Origin of the sequence: Barrientosiimonas humi (genome assembly GCF_006716095.1) — a bacterium.
GTDB classification, from domain to species: Bacteria; Actinomycetota; Actinomycetes; order Actinomycetales; family Dermatophilaceae; genus Barrientosiimonas; species Barrientosiimonas humi.
The window spans coordinates 3,310,131-3,326,074 of record NZ_VFOK01000001.1 but is presented as its reverse complement, the minus strand read 5'-3'; the positions used below and the strand labels follow the sequence as shown (position 1 = coordinate 3,326,074).

Genomic DNA, 15,944 nt, shown 5'->3' with positions numbered 1-15,944 from the left:
GTTCCTCGCGCTACTCGACCGGCTCGAGCGCTGCGGCCATGCGGTCGACGGCGGCGGTGATCACCTCGGGCGAGGTGCCGAGGTTGAAGCGCACCCACCCGGCGCCCTGGTCGGGGTCGTACCAGGTGCCCGCGCTGACGATCACGCCCCCGCGCCGGAACGTCGCGACCGGGTCGTCGACGCCCAGCCCCCGGCAGTCGAGCCAGGCGAGGAAGGTCGCCTGGCTCGGCACCGGGCGTACGTCGGGGAGACGCTGCGCGAGCAGCTCACCCAGCAGCCGGCGCCGGTCGGCCAGCTCGCCGAGCAGCTGGTCGAGCCACGGCCCGCCGTGGTCGTACGCCGCGGTCGCCGCGATCACCCCGAGGTGGTTGGCGCCGTGAGTCAGCACCTCAGGCAGCGCCGCGAGACGCTCCTTGGCGTCGGGCCCGGCGAACGCCAGCGCCGCCTTGATCCCGGCCAGGTTGAACGCCTTCGACCCGCTCATCAGGGCGACGCCGCGGGCGGCCTCGGGCAGACTCAGATACGGCGTGTACGTCGTCCCCGGCTGCACGAGCGGCGCGTGAATCTCGTCCGACAGCACCAGGATCCGGCGTTCGTCGGCCAGCCGCGCGAGCGCCCGCAGCTCGTCGGCGGTGTGCACCGTGCCGGTCGGGTTCTGCGGGTTGCACAGCACGTATGCCCCGCCCGGCCCGGCCTCGACGAACGCCCGGTCGAGCGCGTCGAGGTCGAGCCGCAGGTCGGCGCCGAGCGGAGCCTTCACCAGGCGCCGACCGGTGGCGGCGACGAAGCCGTAGAACGAGTCGTAGCACGGCGGGCTCAGCACCACGCCCGCCTCGCGGGGCACGTTGTGCACGAGCAGCGCCTCGATCCCCGACATCACGTCGGGCACGCTCATCGCCGCGCCGGGGTCGGGCGACCAGTCCCACCGCCGCTTCGCGAAATCCATTGCGGCACGGACGTATTCGGCCGTCCACGCATACCCCGTGTCGCCGCGGCCGAGCGCCGACGTGACCGCCTCGACCACCGGCGGGCAGGGCCGCGCATCCATCTCGGCGACCCACACGGGGATGGCCTCGTGGCCGTACGCCTGCCACTTCACGCTGGTCCGGGTGCGGCGCAGCTCGTCGAGCGAGGCGCCCAGGATGGGTTCGGTCTGACTCACCGCCCCATGCTCCCCCACGACCCCGCTCGACGCACCGGCCTTCGGTGATAGCCAGCGCCGACCGGCGTAGGTGACGACTCACCGGCTCGAGTGGTCACTTGTGGCGGGTGCGCGACGGTCGACACCCACCACAAGTGACCACTCAGTCGCGCGGCGACTCCGCCAGCCGTCCCCACCGCCCAAAGATCTCCTCGTGTTCGCCCGCAGGTCGCCCGGACCGGGCCACAGTGGGGCTCATGACCCGTCGCACCCGCCGTACGTCGCTCCTCACCGCCCTCGTCGGTGTCGCCCTGGCCGGTTCGGTCGGCCTCGCCGCCCCGGCCGCCACCGCCAAGCCCGGCGACAGCGCCAAGCCGCAGGGCAGCGCCAAGCCTGACCGCGCCAAGCCCGGGAGCAACGCCCCCGACCGCACCCTGCGCGTGGCCCAGTTCAACGCCTCGCTCAACCGCTCCGCCGAGGGCCAGCTCGTGCGCGACCTGTCGACGCCGGACAACGAGCAGGCGCGCAACGTGGCCGAGACCATCCAGCGCACCGACCCCGACGTCGTCCTCATCAACGAGTTCGACTACGTCCCGGGCAACGTCGCGGTCGACCTGTTCCGCGACAACTACCTCGAGCGCGGGCAGCGCGGCGCGGACCCGGTGACCTACCCCTACGCCTACACCGCCCCGGTCAACACCGGCGTGCCGAGCGGCATGGACCTCGACAACGACGGCACCGTCGGCGGCCCGAACGACGCGTTCGGGTTCGGCGAGTTCCCGGGGCAGTACGGCATGGTCGTCTACAGCAAGTACCCCATCGACACCGCGCGGGTGCGCACCTTCCAGAACTTCCTTTGGAAGGACATGCCGGGCGCGCGACTGCCCGACGACCCGGCCACGCCCGAGCCGAACGACTGGTTCTCCCCCGAGGAGCTGGAGCGCGTACGGCTGTCGAGCAAGTCGCACTGGGACGTCCCCGTGCGGGTCGGCAGGCGCACGGTCCACGTGCTCGCCTCGCACCCGACGCCGCCGGTGTTCGACGGGCCGGAGGACCGCAACGGCCTGCGCAACGCCGACGAGATCCGACTGTGGGCCGACTATGTCTCCGGGCCGAGCCGGTCGCGCTACATCTACGACGACGCCGGCCAGCGCGGTGGCCTGAAGCCGGGCAGCCGGTTCGTCATCGCCGGCGACCAGAACAGCGACCCCTACGACGGCGACTCGCTGCCCGGCGCGGTCCAGCAGCTACTGACCAACAAGCGGGTCAACACCTCGCTGACGCCGTGGTCGGAGGGCGCCGTCGAGGCCGCGCGCGAGCAGGGCGGGGCCAACCTCACCCACCGCACGCCGGCGAAGTACGACACCGCCGACTTCGCCGAGCCGCCCGGCAACATCCGGGCCGACTACGTCCTGCCGAGCCGCAACCTGAAGATGCTCGACGCCCGGGTGTTCTGGCCGGTCAAGGCCGACCCGCTGTCGCGGCTCACCGGCAGCTACCCGTTCCCGACGAGCGACCACCGCCTGGTCTGGGTCGACGTGCGCGTCTGACCTCCCGACTCGCCGGTAGCCCGGCAGCATGGGGAGATGACGGACCACTCCCCCACGCACGGCACCGACGGCGGCTTCGTCCGCGCGCTCGGCAGCCTCGACACCATCGCCATCGGCTTCGGCGCGATGATCGGCTTCGGCTGGGTCGTGCTCACCGGCGGCTGGCTCGAGTCGGCGGGCACGTTCGGTGCCGCGCTGGCCTTCGTCGTCGGCGGGCTCATCATGTGCCTGGTCGGCCTGACCTACTCCGAGCTCGTCTCGGCGATGCCGCACGCGGGCGGCGAGCACCACTACGTCATGCGCGGGATGGGTCCGCGGTGGGCGTTCGTCTGCTCGTGGGCGATCACCGGCGGTTACGTCACGATCGTCGCGTTCGAGGCGGTGGCGCTGCCGCGCACGGCGCTCTACCTGTTCCCCGAGCTCAACCAGGTACGCCTGTGGTCGGTCGCGGGGTCCGACGTCTACCTGACCTGGGCACTGGTCGGTGTCGTGGCCGCAGTCGTGCTGACCCTGCTCAACATTCGCGGCATCAAGCCGGCGAGCGCGGCGCAGTCGTTCATCGTGCTGTTCCTGCTGGTCGTGGGCGCGCTGCTGCTGGTCGGTTCGTTCGTCGGCGGCTCCACCGCCAACATGCGGCCGCTGTTCACCGGCGGGTTCGACGGGTTCGTCGCGGTGCTCGTGGTGGTGCCGTTCCTGTTCGTCGGGTTCGACGTGGTGCCGCAGTCGGCGGAGGAGATCAACGTGCCGTTCCGCCGCATCGGGCAGCTGGTCGTGCTGTCGGTCGCGATGGCCGCGCTCTGGTACATCCTCGTCGTCGTCACCGCGGGCTCGGCGATGAGCAGCAGCGAGCTGGCCGCCGCCGACCTCGCGACCGCCGATGCGATGACCGCCCTGTGGGGCAGCGAGATCTTCGGCACCATCCTGATCGCGGGCGGCATCGCCGGCATCCTCACCTCGTGGAACGCCTTCCTCATCGGCGCCTCCCGGCTGCTGTACGCCATGGGCCGCTCGGGGATGCTGCCGCGCTTCTTCGGGAAGCTGCACCCGACGTACAGGACGCCGGTCAACGCGCTGCTGTTCATCGGGTCGCTGTCGGTGCTGGCGCCGTGGTTCGGCGAGGCGATGCTGGTGTGGCTGGTCGACTCCGGCGCCCCGAGCATCGTCGTCGCCTACTTCCTCGTGGCGGTGACGTTCCTGGTGCTGCGCCGGCGCGAGCCGGAGATGGACCGCCCGTTCCGCGTGGGCAGCGCCCGCTCCCCGCTCGGGACCGTCGTCGGGGTCGCCGCCGCCGTGCTCACCCTGGCGCTGCTGTCGCTCTACCTGCCCGGGATGCCGGCCGCGCTGAGCATCGAGCCGTGGATCCTGTTCGGGCTGTGGTGGCTGCTCGGCGTGGTCTTCCTGCTGCGGCTGCCGTCGGGCGTGGCCGCGGGGCCGGACGCCGAGGAGCGGCTGCTCGCCCGGCTCGAGCGGTCCTGACGCTCAGCCGAGCGTGCGGCTCAGGCGGCCTTGACCAGCTTGCGCTTCTTGACCGTGTAGCCCTCCGGGAGCGTGCCCTCGCGCAGCATCCGGATCGGGCAGCGCTGGCACCGCGACTTGGAGACGCAGCACTCCTTCTTCGGCTTGCGCTGCTTGGACTTCTTGGCCACGGGCAGGAGTGTAGGGCATGAGTTAGGTTCGCCTCACCTATCCCCTCGGCGAGGGACGCAGCGCGGGAGCCGCAGCGCACCGCAGCGCATCTAGAGTGAGCACAGTCATCAGCAGGCAGCGGGAGGCAGCCGTGCAGCAGCAGACCGGAACAACCCGTCGGACCGTGAGCAAGGGCGCCCTGTGGTCGGTCCCGATCGTGAGCATCGCCACCGCCGCACCCTCCGCCGCCGCCTCTCCAACGTGCGCCCCCGGCGTGGTCGACTGGGATGCCCTGGCCACGGGGACGCTCGTGGGTCAGACCACGGTCAACGGGACGACGCTCACGGTGACCTCGACGGTCTCGAACGACCGCAACCTGCGAGTGACCGCCGGCCCGCAGGGCGGCATCTCGCAGAAATACCTCGCCTTCTCGTTCTCGCCGAGCGTCGCGGCGCGAGACACCCAGACGATCACGTTCACCTTCTCGCGACCGGTGACCAACGTGAGCTTCACCCTGCTCGACCTGGAGACCGTCGGCACCGGCACGAGCGGCACCACCGGCTTCCGCGAGGGCTTCTCCCTCTCGTCCGGCTTCACCGTGCGGTCACGCGGCAGCAGGGCGACGGGCTCGGGCACGGCCGCCGATCCGTTCACCAACACCGGCTCCGCCCTGCCCACCGAGACCGCGGGCAACGTCGGCATCTCCTACGCCGGTCCCCTCACCAGCTTCAGCATCACCTACTCGAACCTGTTCAGCACCAACTACGACCTGTACATCCTCGCGGGGATCTCCGACATCTCGTTCACGCCCGTCTGTTGAGCCCCTCGGTCGGCCGGGAGGCTGAGACCTTGCCCTGCGGGCGCTCGAACCGGGCGAAGACGCGCGCGGTCTCGAAGCCGAGCCGGGCGTACAGCCGGGTGGCGCCGGTCGGGCTCGCGGAGTCGACGTGCAGGTCGGCGCGGGTGAAGCCGCCCTCGTCGACGGCGAGCCGCAGCGACCGGGCGAGGCAGGCCTGGGCGAGGCCGCGCCCACGCGCCTCGGCGACGGTGCCGACGGTCGCGACGTAGAGCTCCCCCTCCTCCCAGACCTGGCACAGCACGTAGGCGAGCACCCGTCCGGCGCCGTCGACGGCCAGCGACGACAGGTCGTGCCGGCTGGCGCGCGCCGCCCAGCGGTGGTCCCACGCGGCCGGCGGCACCTCGGAGGAGCCGAAGTGGTCGCGGAACGCCGCGTTGTGCGCCTCGCGCACCGCCTCCTTGAGGTCGTCGCTGACCGGCACCAGGCGTACGTCGGTGGGCACCTCGGGCTGCGCGGGCACCTCCCCGGGCAACGGGCGCACGAGCTGGTTGAAGTAGCGCACGACCGCGTAACCGCGGTGGCGCAGCAGCGCCGCCGACGAGGAGTCCTCGCGGCCGGCGTCGGAGGCGAACACCGCGGGCTGGCCCGGGTGCCGCTCGGCGATGAGCTCGCGGCCCCGCGCCTCCAGCTGCGCGACCAGCCGGTGGCCGATCCCCCGCCCGCGGTGGTCGGGGTGCACGCCGCCGAGGAACCAGGCGCGGGCCGTGCCGTCGTGGCCCAGCGTCGGCGACACCCGGACGCCGCCGAACGCGACGAGGCGGTCGCCGTCCCAGACCGCCCAGGTGTCACGGCTCGGGTCGACGCCGTCGTCGGTCAGCTCCTCCGTGAGGTCCTCGGCCCTGACGAACTCGTCGGTGTCGTCGACCTCGGCCAGCGTGTTCGCGAGCGCCGCCCAGGCCTCGCCGTCGTCCGTGGTGAGCCGGCTCCAGCGGTAGTCGGTCTGCATGCGCCCACCCTGGCGTACGTCGGGGGCGGGGGCGACGCAGTTTCGCGCCGCGCGCGGGGCCGGTCATCCCGTCGGGTCCTCCGGGCGGATCTTGGCGAGGTCGCCCTGGAGCAGCCCGGTCGACTGCCCCACCTCGATGAGGTAACCGTCGGGATCCCTGAGATAGCAACGGATCTCGGCGCCACGGTCGATCGGCTCGGTGACGAACTCGGCGCCCTTGGCGCTCCACTCGCGATAGACCTGCGCGATGTCCGCGACCCGCAGGTTGAGGAACGCGGAGACCTCGTCGCGCTGCTGGTTCGGCACGAGCGTGATGCCCGGCTTGTCCGGCGTCGGGCCGCCGCCGGGGTTCATGATCAGCCACGAGTTCGCGAGCTTGACCATGCACGGGTTGCGCTCCAGCACCACCGTGCCGCCGAGCACCTCGGAGTAGAACCGGCGCGACCGGTCGACGTTCTCGACGGTGAGGAACGTGGTGACCAGGATCCCCTCGTCGGGAACGGGCAGGTTGTCGTAGTCGATGTAGGGCTGCTCGTCGGACATGGGTGCCTCCTGCGGCCGGCGTCGGGTGCGCGTCCCGGCCACGCTAGCCGCGGGCGTACGCCCACCGCCCCACCCGGACGCTCGCCCGGCCCGCGACGGTGGAGTCCGTCGCGGGCCGGGCGGGTGCTGCAGGGCTGGCGCCTACTTGGTCAGGTCGACCTTCACGCCGCCGGAGAACATCGAGTCGTGCAGCTGGATGGTCGTCGGCTTGGCGCCCTTGGCCATGTCGTAGACCAGGACAGCCTTGATGTTGTTGCCGGGGTTGATGTCGGTGATGAACGCGTTCTCGTTGCCCGGCAGGAGCAGCGCGGCCATCGTGTTGCTGGTGTACTGCCGACCCGACCCGTCGGTCAGCTGCTGCTCGGTGTCGATGAGCGTCTGCGGCTCGTCGCCGATGTTCTTCACGGTGACGGTCACCAGGGTGAACTGGCCCTGGGCCTTCTCGCCGACGTACTGATCGCCGATCTGGGTCTTGCCGGTCTCGACCTTGGTGACGGTGAACTCGAACTTGCCGTCACGGACGGGAGCGTTCAGGCCGGGCAGCGAGTCCTTCTTGGCGACGGGCTTGGCGTCGTCGGCGGCGGGAGCGGCGTCCTGCGCACCGTCGCCGTCACCGGCGGCGGGGGCCGCGTCCCCACCGTTGTCGGCCGGCGCAGCGGCCTGGTTGCTCGACCCGTCGGTGGTGGTCCCCCCGGACCCACCCTGGGCGGCCGAGACGCCGCCGGCGACGAGCAGCAGCGCGCCGAGCCCGGTGATGATCTTGTGCCGGGCGAACCAGCTCTTCTTCTGCGGCTCCTGCATCGGCGGGTAGGCGAACTGCTGCGGCGGGACTGGCGGCAGGCCGCCGGCGGCCTGGTGGCCCGGAGCGGCGTCGGACGGCGGCTGGGTGTTCATGGGCGTGGACATGTCGTGGTTTCCCCTGTCTGAGTGTTCTGGCGACGAGACAGAGTCAAGCCGGGGTGACCACCTGCGCGGATCCACCGAACGGCTCGACCACCCTCCTCCGACTGGCTGGCGCTCGCGGGGAATCTGACCGCCGAACGGCTCGCCACAACCTACGTTCGGGTTAGATCAGGCTTCATGACGGCAGGGGCGGTGCAAGGCGGGCGGTGGACGTTGCTCCAGCCGTCGGTGCGCACCGCCGTGCTCGTCGGCTTCTGCCTGGTCAGCATGACCCTCTCGGTCACCTACGCCCACGGCGTGAACGAGGGGCCGCTCGACATCGACAACAACACCGAGTGGGCGGTCGTGTGGACCGTCGGCGTGCTGCTCAGCCTCTCCCTGATCTGGCGGCACCGCTGGCCGGTCGTCATCTCGTTGCTGATCAGCACCGTCGTGCTGATCCACCCGCTCGACGCGGTCCTGCCCGCCGCGGGTCTGTACGCCGTCGTCGCCTCCTCCACCGGGTGGCGCGACTGGCGGGCCTGGCTGTGCGGATCGGTGGCCACCCTCGCGATCGTCCTGTACTTCCTGCGCGACGGCACCGAGCACCACGGACTCGGCAACGGCGTGCACAGCACGGTCGTGCCGCTCACCGCGCGAGGTATGGGCCAAGGGCTCGGGATCGCCGTGTTCACCCTGACGCTCATCGGGGTCGTGATCTGTTTCGCCGTGCTGCTGCGCGACCGCGACAAGCTGCGGCGGCACGAGCTGCGCGAGCAGGAGATCGACGCCGAGCTCACCCAGCTCAACAGCCAGGTGGCTCGGCAGGCCGAGCGTGAGCGCATCGCCCGCGAGGTGCACGACGCGCTCGGACACCGGCTCTCCCTGGTCTCGCTGCACGCGGGGGCGCTGGAGATGGTGAGCGGTGACGACGACCGTCGCGTCGCGCGCAGTGCCACGCTCGTGCGGCAGGCCGCGCAGCAGTCGATGGACGACCTGCAGGCGCTGCTCGAGGTGCTGCGCCAGCCGGACAGCGCCGACATCGGCAGCGCCACCCCGACGCTGCGCGACCTGCCTCAGCTGGTCGACGAGACCCTCGCCGCTGGCAGCCCCGTGGCCTCCACGGTCTACGTCGACCGCATCGACGAGGTGCCGCTGCCGACGAGCCGCAGCGCCTTCCGCATCACCCAGGAGCTGCTCACCAACGCGCGCAAGCACGCGCCCGGCGAGGCCGTACGTCTGCATGTCACCGGCAACCCGGCTGACGGCCTGGAGATCTCGGCCACCAACCGGCTTCCCGGGGGGTCACCGGAGCAGATCTCGCCCGGGCACGGACTGACCGGGGTCGAGGAGCGGGCCCAGCAGTGCGGGGGCCAGATGTGGGCGTGGGTGGACGACGACGCCGGCTTCCGGGTGCTGGTCACCCTGCCCTGGGAGTGGGACCCCGCCGCCAACCCGGTGAAGGCGAGTCATGAGTGATCTCAGGAGGATTCGCGTCCTGCTCGTCGACGACGACCCCATCGTCTGCGCGGGGCTGGAGCTGATGCTGTCGTCCGCCGACGATGTGCAGTTGGTCGGCCGCGCCGACGACGGCGACCAGGCGCTCGAGGCCATCCGCACCCACCGGCCCGACGTCGTGCTCATGGACGTGCGCATGCAACGCCAGGACGGCGTCACGACCACCGGGCAGATCAAGCGGCTCGACAACCCCCCGAGGGTCGTCGTGCTCACGACGTTCGACGCCGACGACGTGGTGGTCCGGGCGATCACTGCCGGGGCCGACGGTTTCCTGCTCAAGACCAGCTCGCCCACCCAGATCCTCGACGCGGTGCGCGGGGTGGACGGGGGACAGGCCACCCTGTCCCCCGCCACCGTCCGGGCCGTCTTCGCGCACGTCGCGTCGTCAGACGACCCGCAGCGCACGGCGGCGCGCACCGCCGTGACCCGGCTGACCGACCGTGAGCGCGAGGTCTCGGTCGCCGTGGCCCGCGGGCTCAGCAACGCGCAGATCGCGCGCGAGCTGTACGCCAGCGAGGCCACCGTGAAGACCCACCTGGCGAGCGCTCAGCACAAGCTCGGCGTCACCAACCGAGTGAGCGTCGCCGTGGTGGTCACCAAGGCCGGGTTGGTCTGAGGGAATCAGGTCGCGTCGGTCGCGTCGGTCGAGGAGCTCGGCGAGGCTGCGCCGCCCGGCGCCTTGTCGGCGTCGTCGCAGCCCTCCCGGTCGCCCGGGGCGCCCGAGTCGGAGCGGCCCTGCTGGCCGCGGTCCTGCTGACCCTGGCCGTCCGGGCTCGTGGTGGACGTCGCGCCCGGCGAGGTCGTACCCGGTGCGTCGGTGGCGGCATAGGCACTGGCGCCACCGACGAGAACCCCTGCTGCTGCAAGGAATCCGGCGGTCGTCAGACCGATGCGGGTTCCTTGTCCCAGCCTCCGGTTGGTCATGGCGTTCTCCTTCCCTGGCCGGCAGGTCCGGCTCGGTGTGCCATGCACGCTGGCGCCCAGGGCTGTCCGGATGCTGTGCGCAGCACGTCACCGCCCTACGACCGGCTCCCGAAGTGGGCGGTCGGCCCGGCTGCGCGCCGGGGTCGGTGACACGGAGGAGTCGTTCGAGTCGGCTGATCAGCCGCCGCTGCAGAGCGGCGCGGTGAAACCGATGTCGTTGGCGTAGCGGTTGCAGGCGCTGTCGTACGCCGGGGTCGTACCGAACGTGCCGATGAACTCGAACGTGTAGAGGCTGGTCGCGGTCGGCGTGACCGTGAGCATGCGGGAGCCGCGATTGTTCGTCGTGCGCCCCAGCGCCTGCACCTGAGCCGCCGTCGCCACCACGGTGCCGGAGCAGCTCGTCAGCTGGGCGTCGAGGAACATCGACCGGTTGTTGGCGTTGAAGCTGTTCCAGTTCCACGTGAACGTGTAGGTGCGCCCCGCCTGAAGACAGACGCTCTTGGAGTACGTGATCGAGGCACCCGCGGCGGTGGGGTCGCCCTCCATGACGATCGCGCCGGAGATGGAGCCGCCCCCGGTCCCGCCCGTGACGCTGTTGCAGCTGGCGTTGCCGCCCGTGGAGGGGGCGTAGGTGCCGGAATAGCGCGTGGTGCCGCCGGTGAAGGTCCCCACCGTCGAGAGCTTCCAGCCGTTGCCGTCGAGCGCGCCGCCGAAGCCCATGCTCGGGCAGCCGTTCGGCGTGCACGAGCACGGGCTGGCCGCGAGCGCTGGGGCCGCCGCTCCGAGGGCGATGGTGGGCACGGCCCATCCGACGCCCTTGGTGACGGTGCGCCGCGACGGGTGGACTGGTGCTGAAACCATCAAATTTCCCCTGGTGTTCGGTAGAGCGAACGCCCCTCGTCATCGACCGGTCGGTCGATCCTTCCCCCGGGTGCGCGTACGCCGCCGTAAGCGTAGGGCAGGACGGCAGGCTGCACCAGTCGCCCAGCGCCCTCGGGCGCCGGCCGCCGACCGGGGTGAGACGGATTTGGCCGGTGCGCCAGGCGTACGGCACACTCGGCGGCTGAAAGGGAGTAGTCCCCAACGACCTCGTCGACACACTGGCCCTCGGGCCCGGCGAGGTGGGCCACCCGAGACGGTGGCGGACGAGACTTTCGACCAGTGCAGCAACCCGTTGACTGTGCCTGGTCGGAGGCGCGTCCATCAGGCCGGCTGCTCTTCGCCCAGGCGGAGAGGTAGCAATGGAGGCCTTCCTCATCTCGACCGCCGTCATCTTCGTGGCCGAGCTCGGCGACAAGAGCCAGCTCATGGCGATGACGTTCGCAACCAGATATCGCGCACGCGATGTGCTCATCGGTATCTCGATCGCCACCCTGATCACGCACCTGGCATCCGTCGGCATCGGCTTCTGGATCGGCGACGCGTTCGCGCAGTACCAAGGGCCAATCGCGATCGCCGCCGGCATCGCGTTCTTCATCTTCGCCCTGTGGACGTTGCGCGGTGACGAGCTCACCGACGACGAGGCGCAGAAGGTGCGCAACAGCACCGGAGCCGCGATCCTCGCGGTCGGTGTCGCGTTCTTCCTCGCCGAGCTCGGCGACAAGACGATGCTCGCGACCATCACCCTGGCCACCCAGAACGGCTGGTTCGGCACCTGGATCGGCAGCACGCTGGGCATGGTGCTCGCCGACGCGCTCGCGATCGGTATCGGTGCGGTGCTCGGCAAGCAGCTGCCGGAGAAGTTCATCAAGTACGGCGCCGCGTTCCTGTTCGCCGTCTTCGGCCTGTGGCTGGTGCTCGACGGGCTCGGCGTCCTGGGCTGAGCCGGCCACGGGCGTACGGGCTGGTCGGGCAGACCCGGGCAGTTTCGGGCAAAAGGCCGCCTGGGGAGGTGGTGCCCGCCGCCAGACCCTGCAAAGGTGTCCGGATGCCTGACGCACCAGCGCAACCCACCGCCAACGCCGTGGGCGAGACCGAGACCAAGCTCAAGCGGGGCATCACCCCGCTGCTGCTGTTCTTCTTCATCGTCGGCGACACGCTGGGGGCGGGCATCTACACGCTCGTCGGCAGCATCGCCCAGGACGTCGGCGGCGCCATCTGGTTGCCGCTGATCATCGCGCTGGTGCTGGCGCTGCTGACCGCGGGCACCTACGCCGAGCTGATCACGAAGTACCCCCACGCAGGCGGCGCCGCGCGCTATGCGGAGCGGGCGTTCAACAAGCCGTTCGTCACCTTCCTCATCGGCTTCCTGATGCTGTCCTCGGGCATCACGACGTCGGCGGCGCTGGCCAACGCGTTCGCCGGCGACTACCTCAAGGCGCTGACCGACATCCCGTCGGTGCCCGTCGCGCTGGCCTTCATCGCGGCGCTCGTCGCGATCAACCTGCGCGGCGTGCGCGAGTCGCTGATGGCCAACGTGTGCGCCACGATCATCGAGATGACGGGTCTGATCATCATCATCGTGGTCGCCGCCATCGTCTTCGGCAACGGCGACGCCGAGCCCTCGCGACTCACCACGTTCGCCGACGGGATCAGCCCGATGTCGGGCGCGTTCGCCGCGACGATCACCGCGTTCTTCTCCTTCCTCGGCTTCGAGGCCGCGGCCAACATGGCCGAGGAGGTGCGCCAGCCGAGCCGGGCCTACCCGCGCGCGCTGTTCGGCGCCATCGCCACCGCCGGCGTCGTCTACCTGCTCATCGCGATCGGTGCCGGCGCGGTCGTGCCGACCGACCAGCTGGCGCAGTCCGAGGGGCCGCTGCTGGAGGTCATCGACGCCTCGGGCCTGTCGTTCCCGCCGTGGCTGTTCGCGCTGATCGCGCTGGTCGCGATCGGCAACGGTGCGCTGCTGTTCATGGTGATGGCCAGCCGCGCGACGTACGGCCTCGCCGAGGCCGGCCTGCTGCCGAGCGTCTTCGGGCGGGTCGCCCCGGCCCGTCGTACGCCCTGGGTCGCCATCCTCGTCGTCGGCGCCGTGACCATGGGCATGAGCTTCGTCGGTGACGTCGGCACCCTCGCAGACACCACCGTGCTGCTGCTGGTGCTGGTGTTCATCTCGGCCAACATCTCGGTGCTGGTGCTCAAGAAGGACAAGGTCGACCACGAGTACTTCCACGTCCCGCGGATCGTGTCGGTGCTCGCGCTGATCGCCAGCATCGCGCTGCTGACCCAGCAGAGCCTGCAGACGTGGACGATCGCCGCGTGCTACCTGGTCGTCGGCTCGCTGCTGTACCTGATCGCTCGGCACGCGCGGAAGCGTGAGGGCCAGGAGGTCGGGTCGGTGGACCTGGGCTGAGCCGGGCGCGGCTGCAGACAGAAACATGAGGCGCCACTCGCTCGGGGGTCCGAGTGGCGCCTCATGCGTCCGCTACATCGTGGGGGGCTGCGCGGGCGTTACAGCGTTCTCGCGAGAAGTTCTCACAGGGCGCGGCCGGCCTCAGTCCCAGGCCAGAGCGGCGTGCATCATGAGCGCGGCCAGCGGGCTGTCGCGGTAGCCCTCGCGCACCTCGCTCGTCCACAGGCCGCGGGTCACGAGGTCGTCCAGCGCGGCGTCGCGGGCGGCGGTCGCCCGGGCGATCCAGTCGGGGTCTGCGCGGCGCCGCCAGTCGGCGAGCGCGGTCTCAGCGGCGGCCTCCATGTCGTCGTACTCCCGCTCCCACGCCTCTGTCTGGCGCTCGGCGGCGGCCGCCGCCTCGGCCCGTTCGCGGCGCTTGCGGGCGCTGAACGTGATCGCGAACTGGGGCGCTGGCTGCGGGTCGGGGGCGGCCCAGCTCCCCGGCGCGGCCAGGTGCCGCTCGACCTGCTCGCGGGTCACCGCGCAGATCCGGATCGGCTCGTGCGCCGCCTCCGGCCCGCCCATGGCCGCCACCTCGATCGTCGCCAGCTGGTCGAAGTGGTCGATCTCGCCGGTGAGGGCACGGGCCGCCGCGAGCGCGGCGGCGGTCGTGTCGGGCGAGTCGGCGGCATCGGTCGGGTCGGGCGGCTCTGTCGAGTCGGTCGGCTCGGTCACCGCGGCATCATTTCGTACGTTCACGCACGATCTGGGAGAGCCAGCCCCGGAACGACGGGGAGCCGGCTCGCAGATCGTGCGAGGACGTACGAACTGCGGGAGGTGGCGCGCGGGGCCGGGCGTTAGCGTGCGGCCATGGTGTCGGTCCTGCTCGCCGCGTGCCCGTTCACCGGGCACGTCGACCCGACCGTGCGGCTGGCGCGGGCGTTGGTCGAGGCCGGCCACGACGTACGCGTGCTCACCGGCAGCCGGTTCCGTCACCGGGTCGAGGGGGCGGGTGCGCAGTTCCTGCCGCTCCCGGACGAGGCCGACCTGGACGAGCCGGCTGCTCCCCCGCACCGACGTGATGGTGACCAACGGCGGGTACGGCGGGGTGCTCCAGGCGCTCCAGCACGGCATCCCGCTCGTGGTGGCCGGGGCCCAGCAGGACAAGGCCGACATCGCGGCGCGGGTGCGCTGGAGCGGCACCGGAGTCACGACCGCGACGCTGACGCCGAACCGCCGGTGGATCGACAACGCGGTCGGAAAAGCGTTGTACGACAACGGGATTCGCGCCACAGCGGCCCGGGTCGGCGACGAGCTGAGAGCCGCGCCAGGAGCCGCCGGTGCGGTGCGGGTGGTGGAGATGGTCGCCGCGGCGCAATACCTCCCCTAGGGCGGGGCGTGCAGGTCACACCCCGACTTACCTTGAACCGTATGACTGAGGCGCCGGACGGGGTCGACCCGCGAGAGTGGCACTACGGCGAGTTCTACGGTCACCGCGAGGTGGCCGGGCCGTCGCTGATGGTGTGGGGCAACTGCCAGGCCGAGGCGCTGCGCGTGTTGCTCGACCCGCTCGTCGGCGACCGGTGGACGACCGTGCGGATTCCCCCCGTGCACGAGCTGACCGAGGCAGACGTGCCGCACCTGGACCGCGCTCTGGAGCAGACGACCGCGTTCGTCGCCCAGCCCGTGCGCGAGAACTACCGGGACCTGCCGCTCGGCACCGCCCAGGTGGCCGAGCGCACCCGCTCGGCCCAGGTCGTACGCATTCCAGCCCTGTTCTGGGCACCGCTCCACCCGTTCCAGGTGCTGGTGCGCGGTGAGGCGGGCGACCCGCCGCGGGTGCCGTATCACGACCTGCGCGTGCTCACCGGGGCTCCGCTGGCCCATCGACCGCCGGCCGGGGCGGTGCGCGCCATCGCTGAGGAGTCGCGCGAGGAGCTGCGGCGGCGGCAGGAGCGGGACGAGACGCTGCCGGCAGACGACCTGCTGACCGCGGCCGACACCGCCGCGACCAACGTGATCAACCACCCGGGCAACCCGGTGCTCATCGGGCTGGCCGGCCGGATCGCCGAGGAGCTGGGGGCCGACGGCTCCGTCGCCGACCCCGGTCGCGAGCTGCTCGGCAGCCTGTTCGCCCCGATCCCCGCGTGGGTGGTCGACGAGCTCGACCTGGACGGCGAACCGCGCGACGGCTGGGTCGTCGACGGGCGCGAGGTCTCGGAGGAGGAGCTCGCCGCGACGCACCGCGCGTGGTACGCCGAGCACCCCGAGATGGTCGAGGAAGGTCTGCGGCGGCACGAGAAGACTCTGGCGACGCTGGGGCTGGCGGGCTGAGGAGTCAGCGGCTGCTGACGTAGGGCAGCCGTCCCGGCGACGTACGGTTGGTGCATCGCGAGAGGTGATGACGTGACGCTCCGCATCCGACTGACCGCAGAAGAAGATGCGCGTCTCGACGCGCTCGTCGCCAGGACCGGACGTTCCAAGACTTTCTACGTCCATCGGGCGATTGCCAATCACTTCGACTCCGAGGAGGAGTCGTTCTGGGTCGATGGGGCCACCCGCGAGTGGGAATCATCCGGCCGGATATCGCGACCGGCGCAAACACTGTGGAAAGAGCTGGGGCTGATCTTTGGGCTGCCCTCGCTGCCCTGAGCCGCCCACCCCTATCAGCGCAATCGCACCCA

Annotated in this window: 18 protein-coding genes; 10 read left to right on the top strand and 8 right to left on the bottom strand. The window is 71.3% G+C overall.

Annotated elements, in window-relative coordinates; translation table 11 throughout:
* Positions 1-10: 10 nt before the first annotated feature.
* The gene (locus FB554_RS15455) at positions 11-1,162 is read right to left on the bottom strand and encodes a MalY/PatB family protein (protein WP_142007269.1); all 1,152 of its coding nucleotides are present in this window, start codon (positions 1,160-1,162) and stop codon (positions 11-13) included.
* Between the two features lie 236 nt (positions 1,163-1,398).
* Between FB554_RS15455 and FB554_RS15450 the strand changes: the two genes are divergently transcribed.
* Together FB554_RS15450 and FB554_RS15445 are read left to right on the top strand one after the other, a co-directional pair.
* Positions 1,399-2,691 carry an endonuclease/exonuclease/phosphatase family protein gene (locus FB554_RS15450; RefSeq protein ID WP_142007268.1) on the top strand — a complete coding sequence of 431 codons (1,293 nt, stop codon included), beginning with the start codon at positions 1,399-1,401 and terminating at the stop codon, positions 2,689-2,691.
* A 36-nt stretch (positions 2,692-2,727) separates the two neighbouring features.
* Positions 2,728-4,167, top strand: coding sequence for an APC family permease (locus tag FB554_RS15445; RefSeq protein WP_142007267.1), 1,440 nt, complete (start codon positions 2,728-2,730; stop codon positions 4,165-4,167).
* Positions 4,168-4,187: 20 nt separating this feature from the next.
* On the opposite strand, the gene FB554_RS17260 is transcribed toward FB554_RS15445, so the two are convergent.
* Positions 4,188-4,337: a hypothetical protein gene (locus FB554_RS17260; RefSeq protein ID WP_170206918.1), complete on the bottom strand. Its 150-nt coding sequence runs from the start codon at positions 4,335-4,337 to the stop codon at positions 4,188-4,190.
* A gap of 131 nt (positions 4,338-4,468) precedes the next feature.
* Here FB554_RS17260 and FB554_RS15440 point away from each other — a divergent pair, with 131 nt between their 5' ends.
* Positions 4,469-5,137, top strand: coding sequence for a hypothetical protein (locus FB554_RS15440; protein WP_142007266.1), 669 nt, complete (start codon positions 4,469-4,471; stop codon positions 5,135-5,137).
* Here the strand turns inward: FB554_RS15440 and FB554_RS15435 are convergent.
* The 3 genes from FB554_RS15435 to FB554_RS15425 all read right to left on the bottom strand — a co-directional run bounded on the left by FB554_RS15435 (position 5,121) and on the right by FB554_RS15425 (position 7,571).
* Entirely contained in the window at positions 5,121-6,122 is a 1,002-nt protein-coding gene (locus FB554_RS15435; protein ID WP_142007265.1) for a GNAT family N-acetyltransferase, read from the bottom strand. The genes FB554_RS15440 and FB554_RS15435 overlap by 17 nt on opposite strands.
* Before the next feature lie 63 nt (positions 6,123-6,185).
* Positions 6,186-6,665 carry a VOC family protein gene (locus tag FB554_RS15430; RefSeq protein WP_142007264.1) on the bottom strand — a complete coding sequence of 160 codons (480 nt, stop codon included), beginning with the start codon at positions 6,663-6,665 and terminating at the stop codon, positions 6,186-6,188.
* 141 nt (positions 6,666-6,806) lie between these two features.
* Positions 6,807-7,571: a DUF4352 domain-containing protein gene (locus tag FB554_RS15425; RefSeq protein ID WP_142007263.1), complete on the bottom strand. Its 765-nt coding sequence runs from the start codon at positions 7,569-7,571 to the stop codon at positions 6,807-6,809.
* Positions 7,572-7,781: 210 nt separating this feature from the next.
* Between FB554_RS15425 and FB554_RS15420 the strand changes: the two genes are divergently transcribed.
* Together FB554_RS15420 and FB554_RS15415 are read left to right on the top strand one after the other, a co-directional pair.
* Positions 7,782-9,026 carry a sensor histidine kinase gene (locus FB554_RS15420; protein ID WP_211344623.1) on the top strand — a complete coding sequence of 415 codons (1,245 nt, stop codon included), beginning with the start codon at positions 7,782-7,784 and terminating at the stop codon, positions 9,024-9,026.
* On the top strand, positions 9,019-9,681 hold the full coding sequence (locus FB554_RS15415; RefSeq protein WP_142007261.1) for a response regulator: 663 nt from the start codon (positions 9,019-9,021) through the stop codon (positions 9,679-9,681). The genes FB554_RS15420 and FB554_RS15415 overlap by 8 nt, the downstream gene beginning before the upstream one ends.
* Positions 9,682-9,686: 5 nt before the next feature.
* Here the strand turns inward: FB554_RS15415 and FB554_RS15410 are convergent, their stop codons facing one another.
* A complete protein-coding gene (locus FB554_RS15410; RefSeq protein ID WP_142007260.1) occupies positions 9,687-9,989 on the bottom strand; it encodes a hypothetical protein in 303 nt (100 codons plus the stop codon).
* Between the two features lie 177 nt (positions 9,990-10,166).
* Positions 10,167-10,790: a hypothetical protein gene (locus FB554_RS15405; protein ID WP_142007259.1), complete on the bottom strand. Its 624-nt coding sequence runs from the start codon at positions 10,788-10,790 to the stop codon at positions 10,167-10,169.
* A 440-nt stretch (positions 10,791-11,230) separates the two neighbouring features.
* Between FB554_RS15405 and FB554_RS15400 the strand changes: the two genes are divergently transcribed.
* On the top strand, positions 11,231-11,812 hold the full coding sequence (locus tag FB554_RS15400) for a TMEM165/GDT1 family protein (protein ID WP_142007258.1): 582 nt from the start codon (positions 11,231-11,233) through the stop codon (positions 11,810-11,812).
* A gap of 104 nt (positions 11,813-11,916) precedes the next feature.
* A complete protein-coding gene (locus tag FB554_RS15395; RefSeq protein ID WP_142007257.1) occupies positions 11,917-13,281 on the top strand; it encodes an APC family permease in 1,365 nt (454 codons plus the stop codon).
* A 141-nt stretch (positions 13,282-13,422) separates the two neighbouring features.
* Here the strand turns inward: FB554_RS15395 and FB554_RS17710 are convergent, their stop codons facing one another.
* Positions 13,423-13,995 carry a hypothetical protein gene (locus tag FB554_RS17710; RefSeq protein WP_170206917.1) on the bottom strand — a complete coding sequence of 191 codons (573 nt, stop codon included), beginning with the start codon at positions 13,993-13,995 and terminating at the stop codon, positions 13,423-13,425.
* 349 nt (positions 13,996-14,344) lie between these two features.
* On the opposite strand from FB554_RS17710, the gene FB554_RS17705 reads away from it, so the two are divergent.
* The 3 genes from FB554_RS17705 (at position 14,345) to relB (ending at position 15,912) form a co-directional block, all read left to right on the top strand.
* On the top strand, positions 14,345-14,650 hold the full coding sequence (locus tag FB554_RS17705) for a glycosyltransferase (RefSeq protein WP_244937445.1): 306 nt from the start codon (positions 14,345-14,347) through the stop codon (positions 14,648-14,650).
* A 41-nt stretch (positions 14,651-14,691) separates the two neighbouring features.
* Positions 14,692-15,594, top strand: coding sequence for a WcbI family polysaccharide biosynthesis putative acetyltransferase (locus tag FB554_RS15375; protein ID WP_142007253.1), 903 nt, complete (start codon positions 14,692-14,694; stop codon positions 15,592-15,594).
* 72 nt (positions 15,595-15,666) lie between these two features.
* A complete protein-coding gene (gene relB, locus FB554_RS15370; RefSeq protein ID WP_142007252.1) occupies positions 15,667-15,912 on the top strand; it encodes a type II toxin-antitoxin system RelB family antitoxin in 246 nt (81 codons plus the stop codon).
* Positions 15,913-15,944 lie beyond the last annotated feature (32 nt).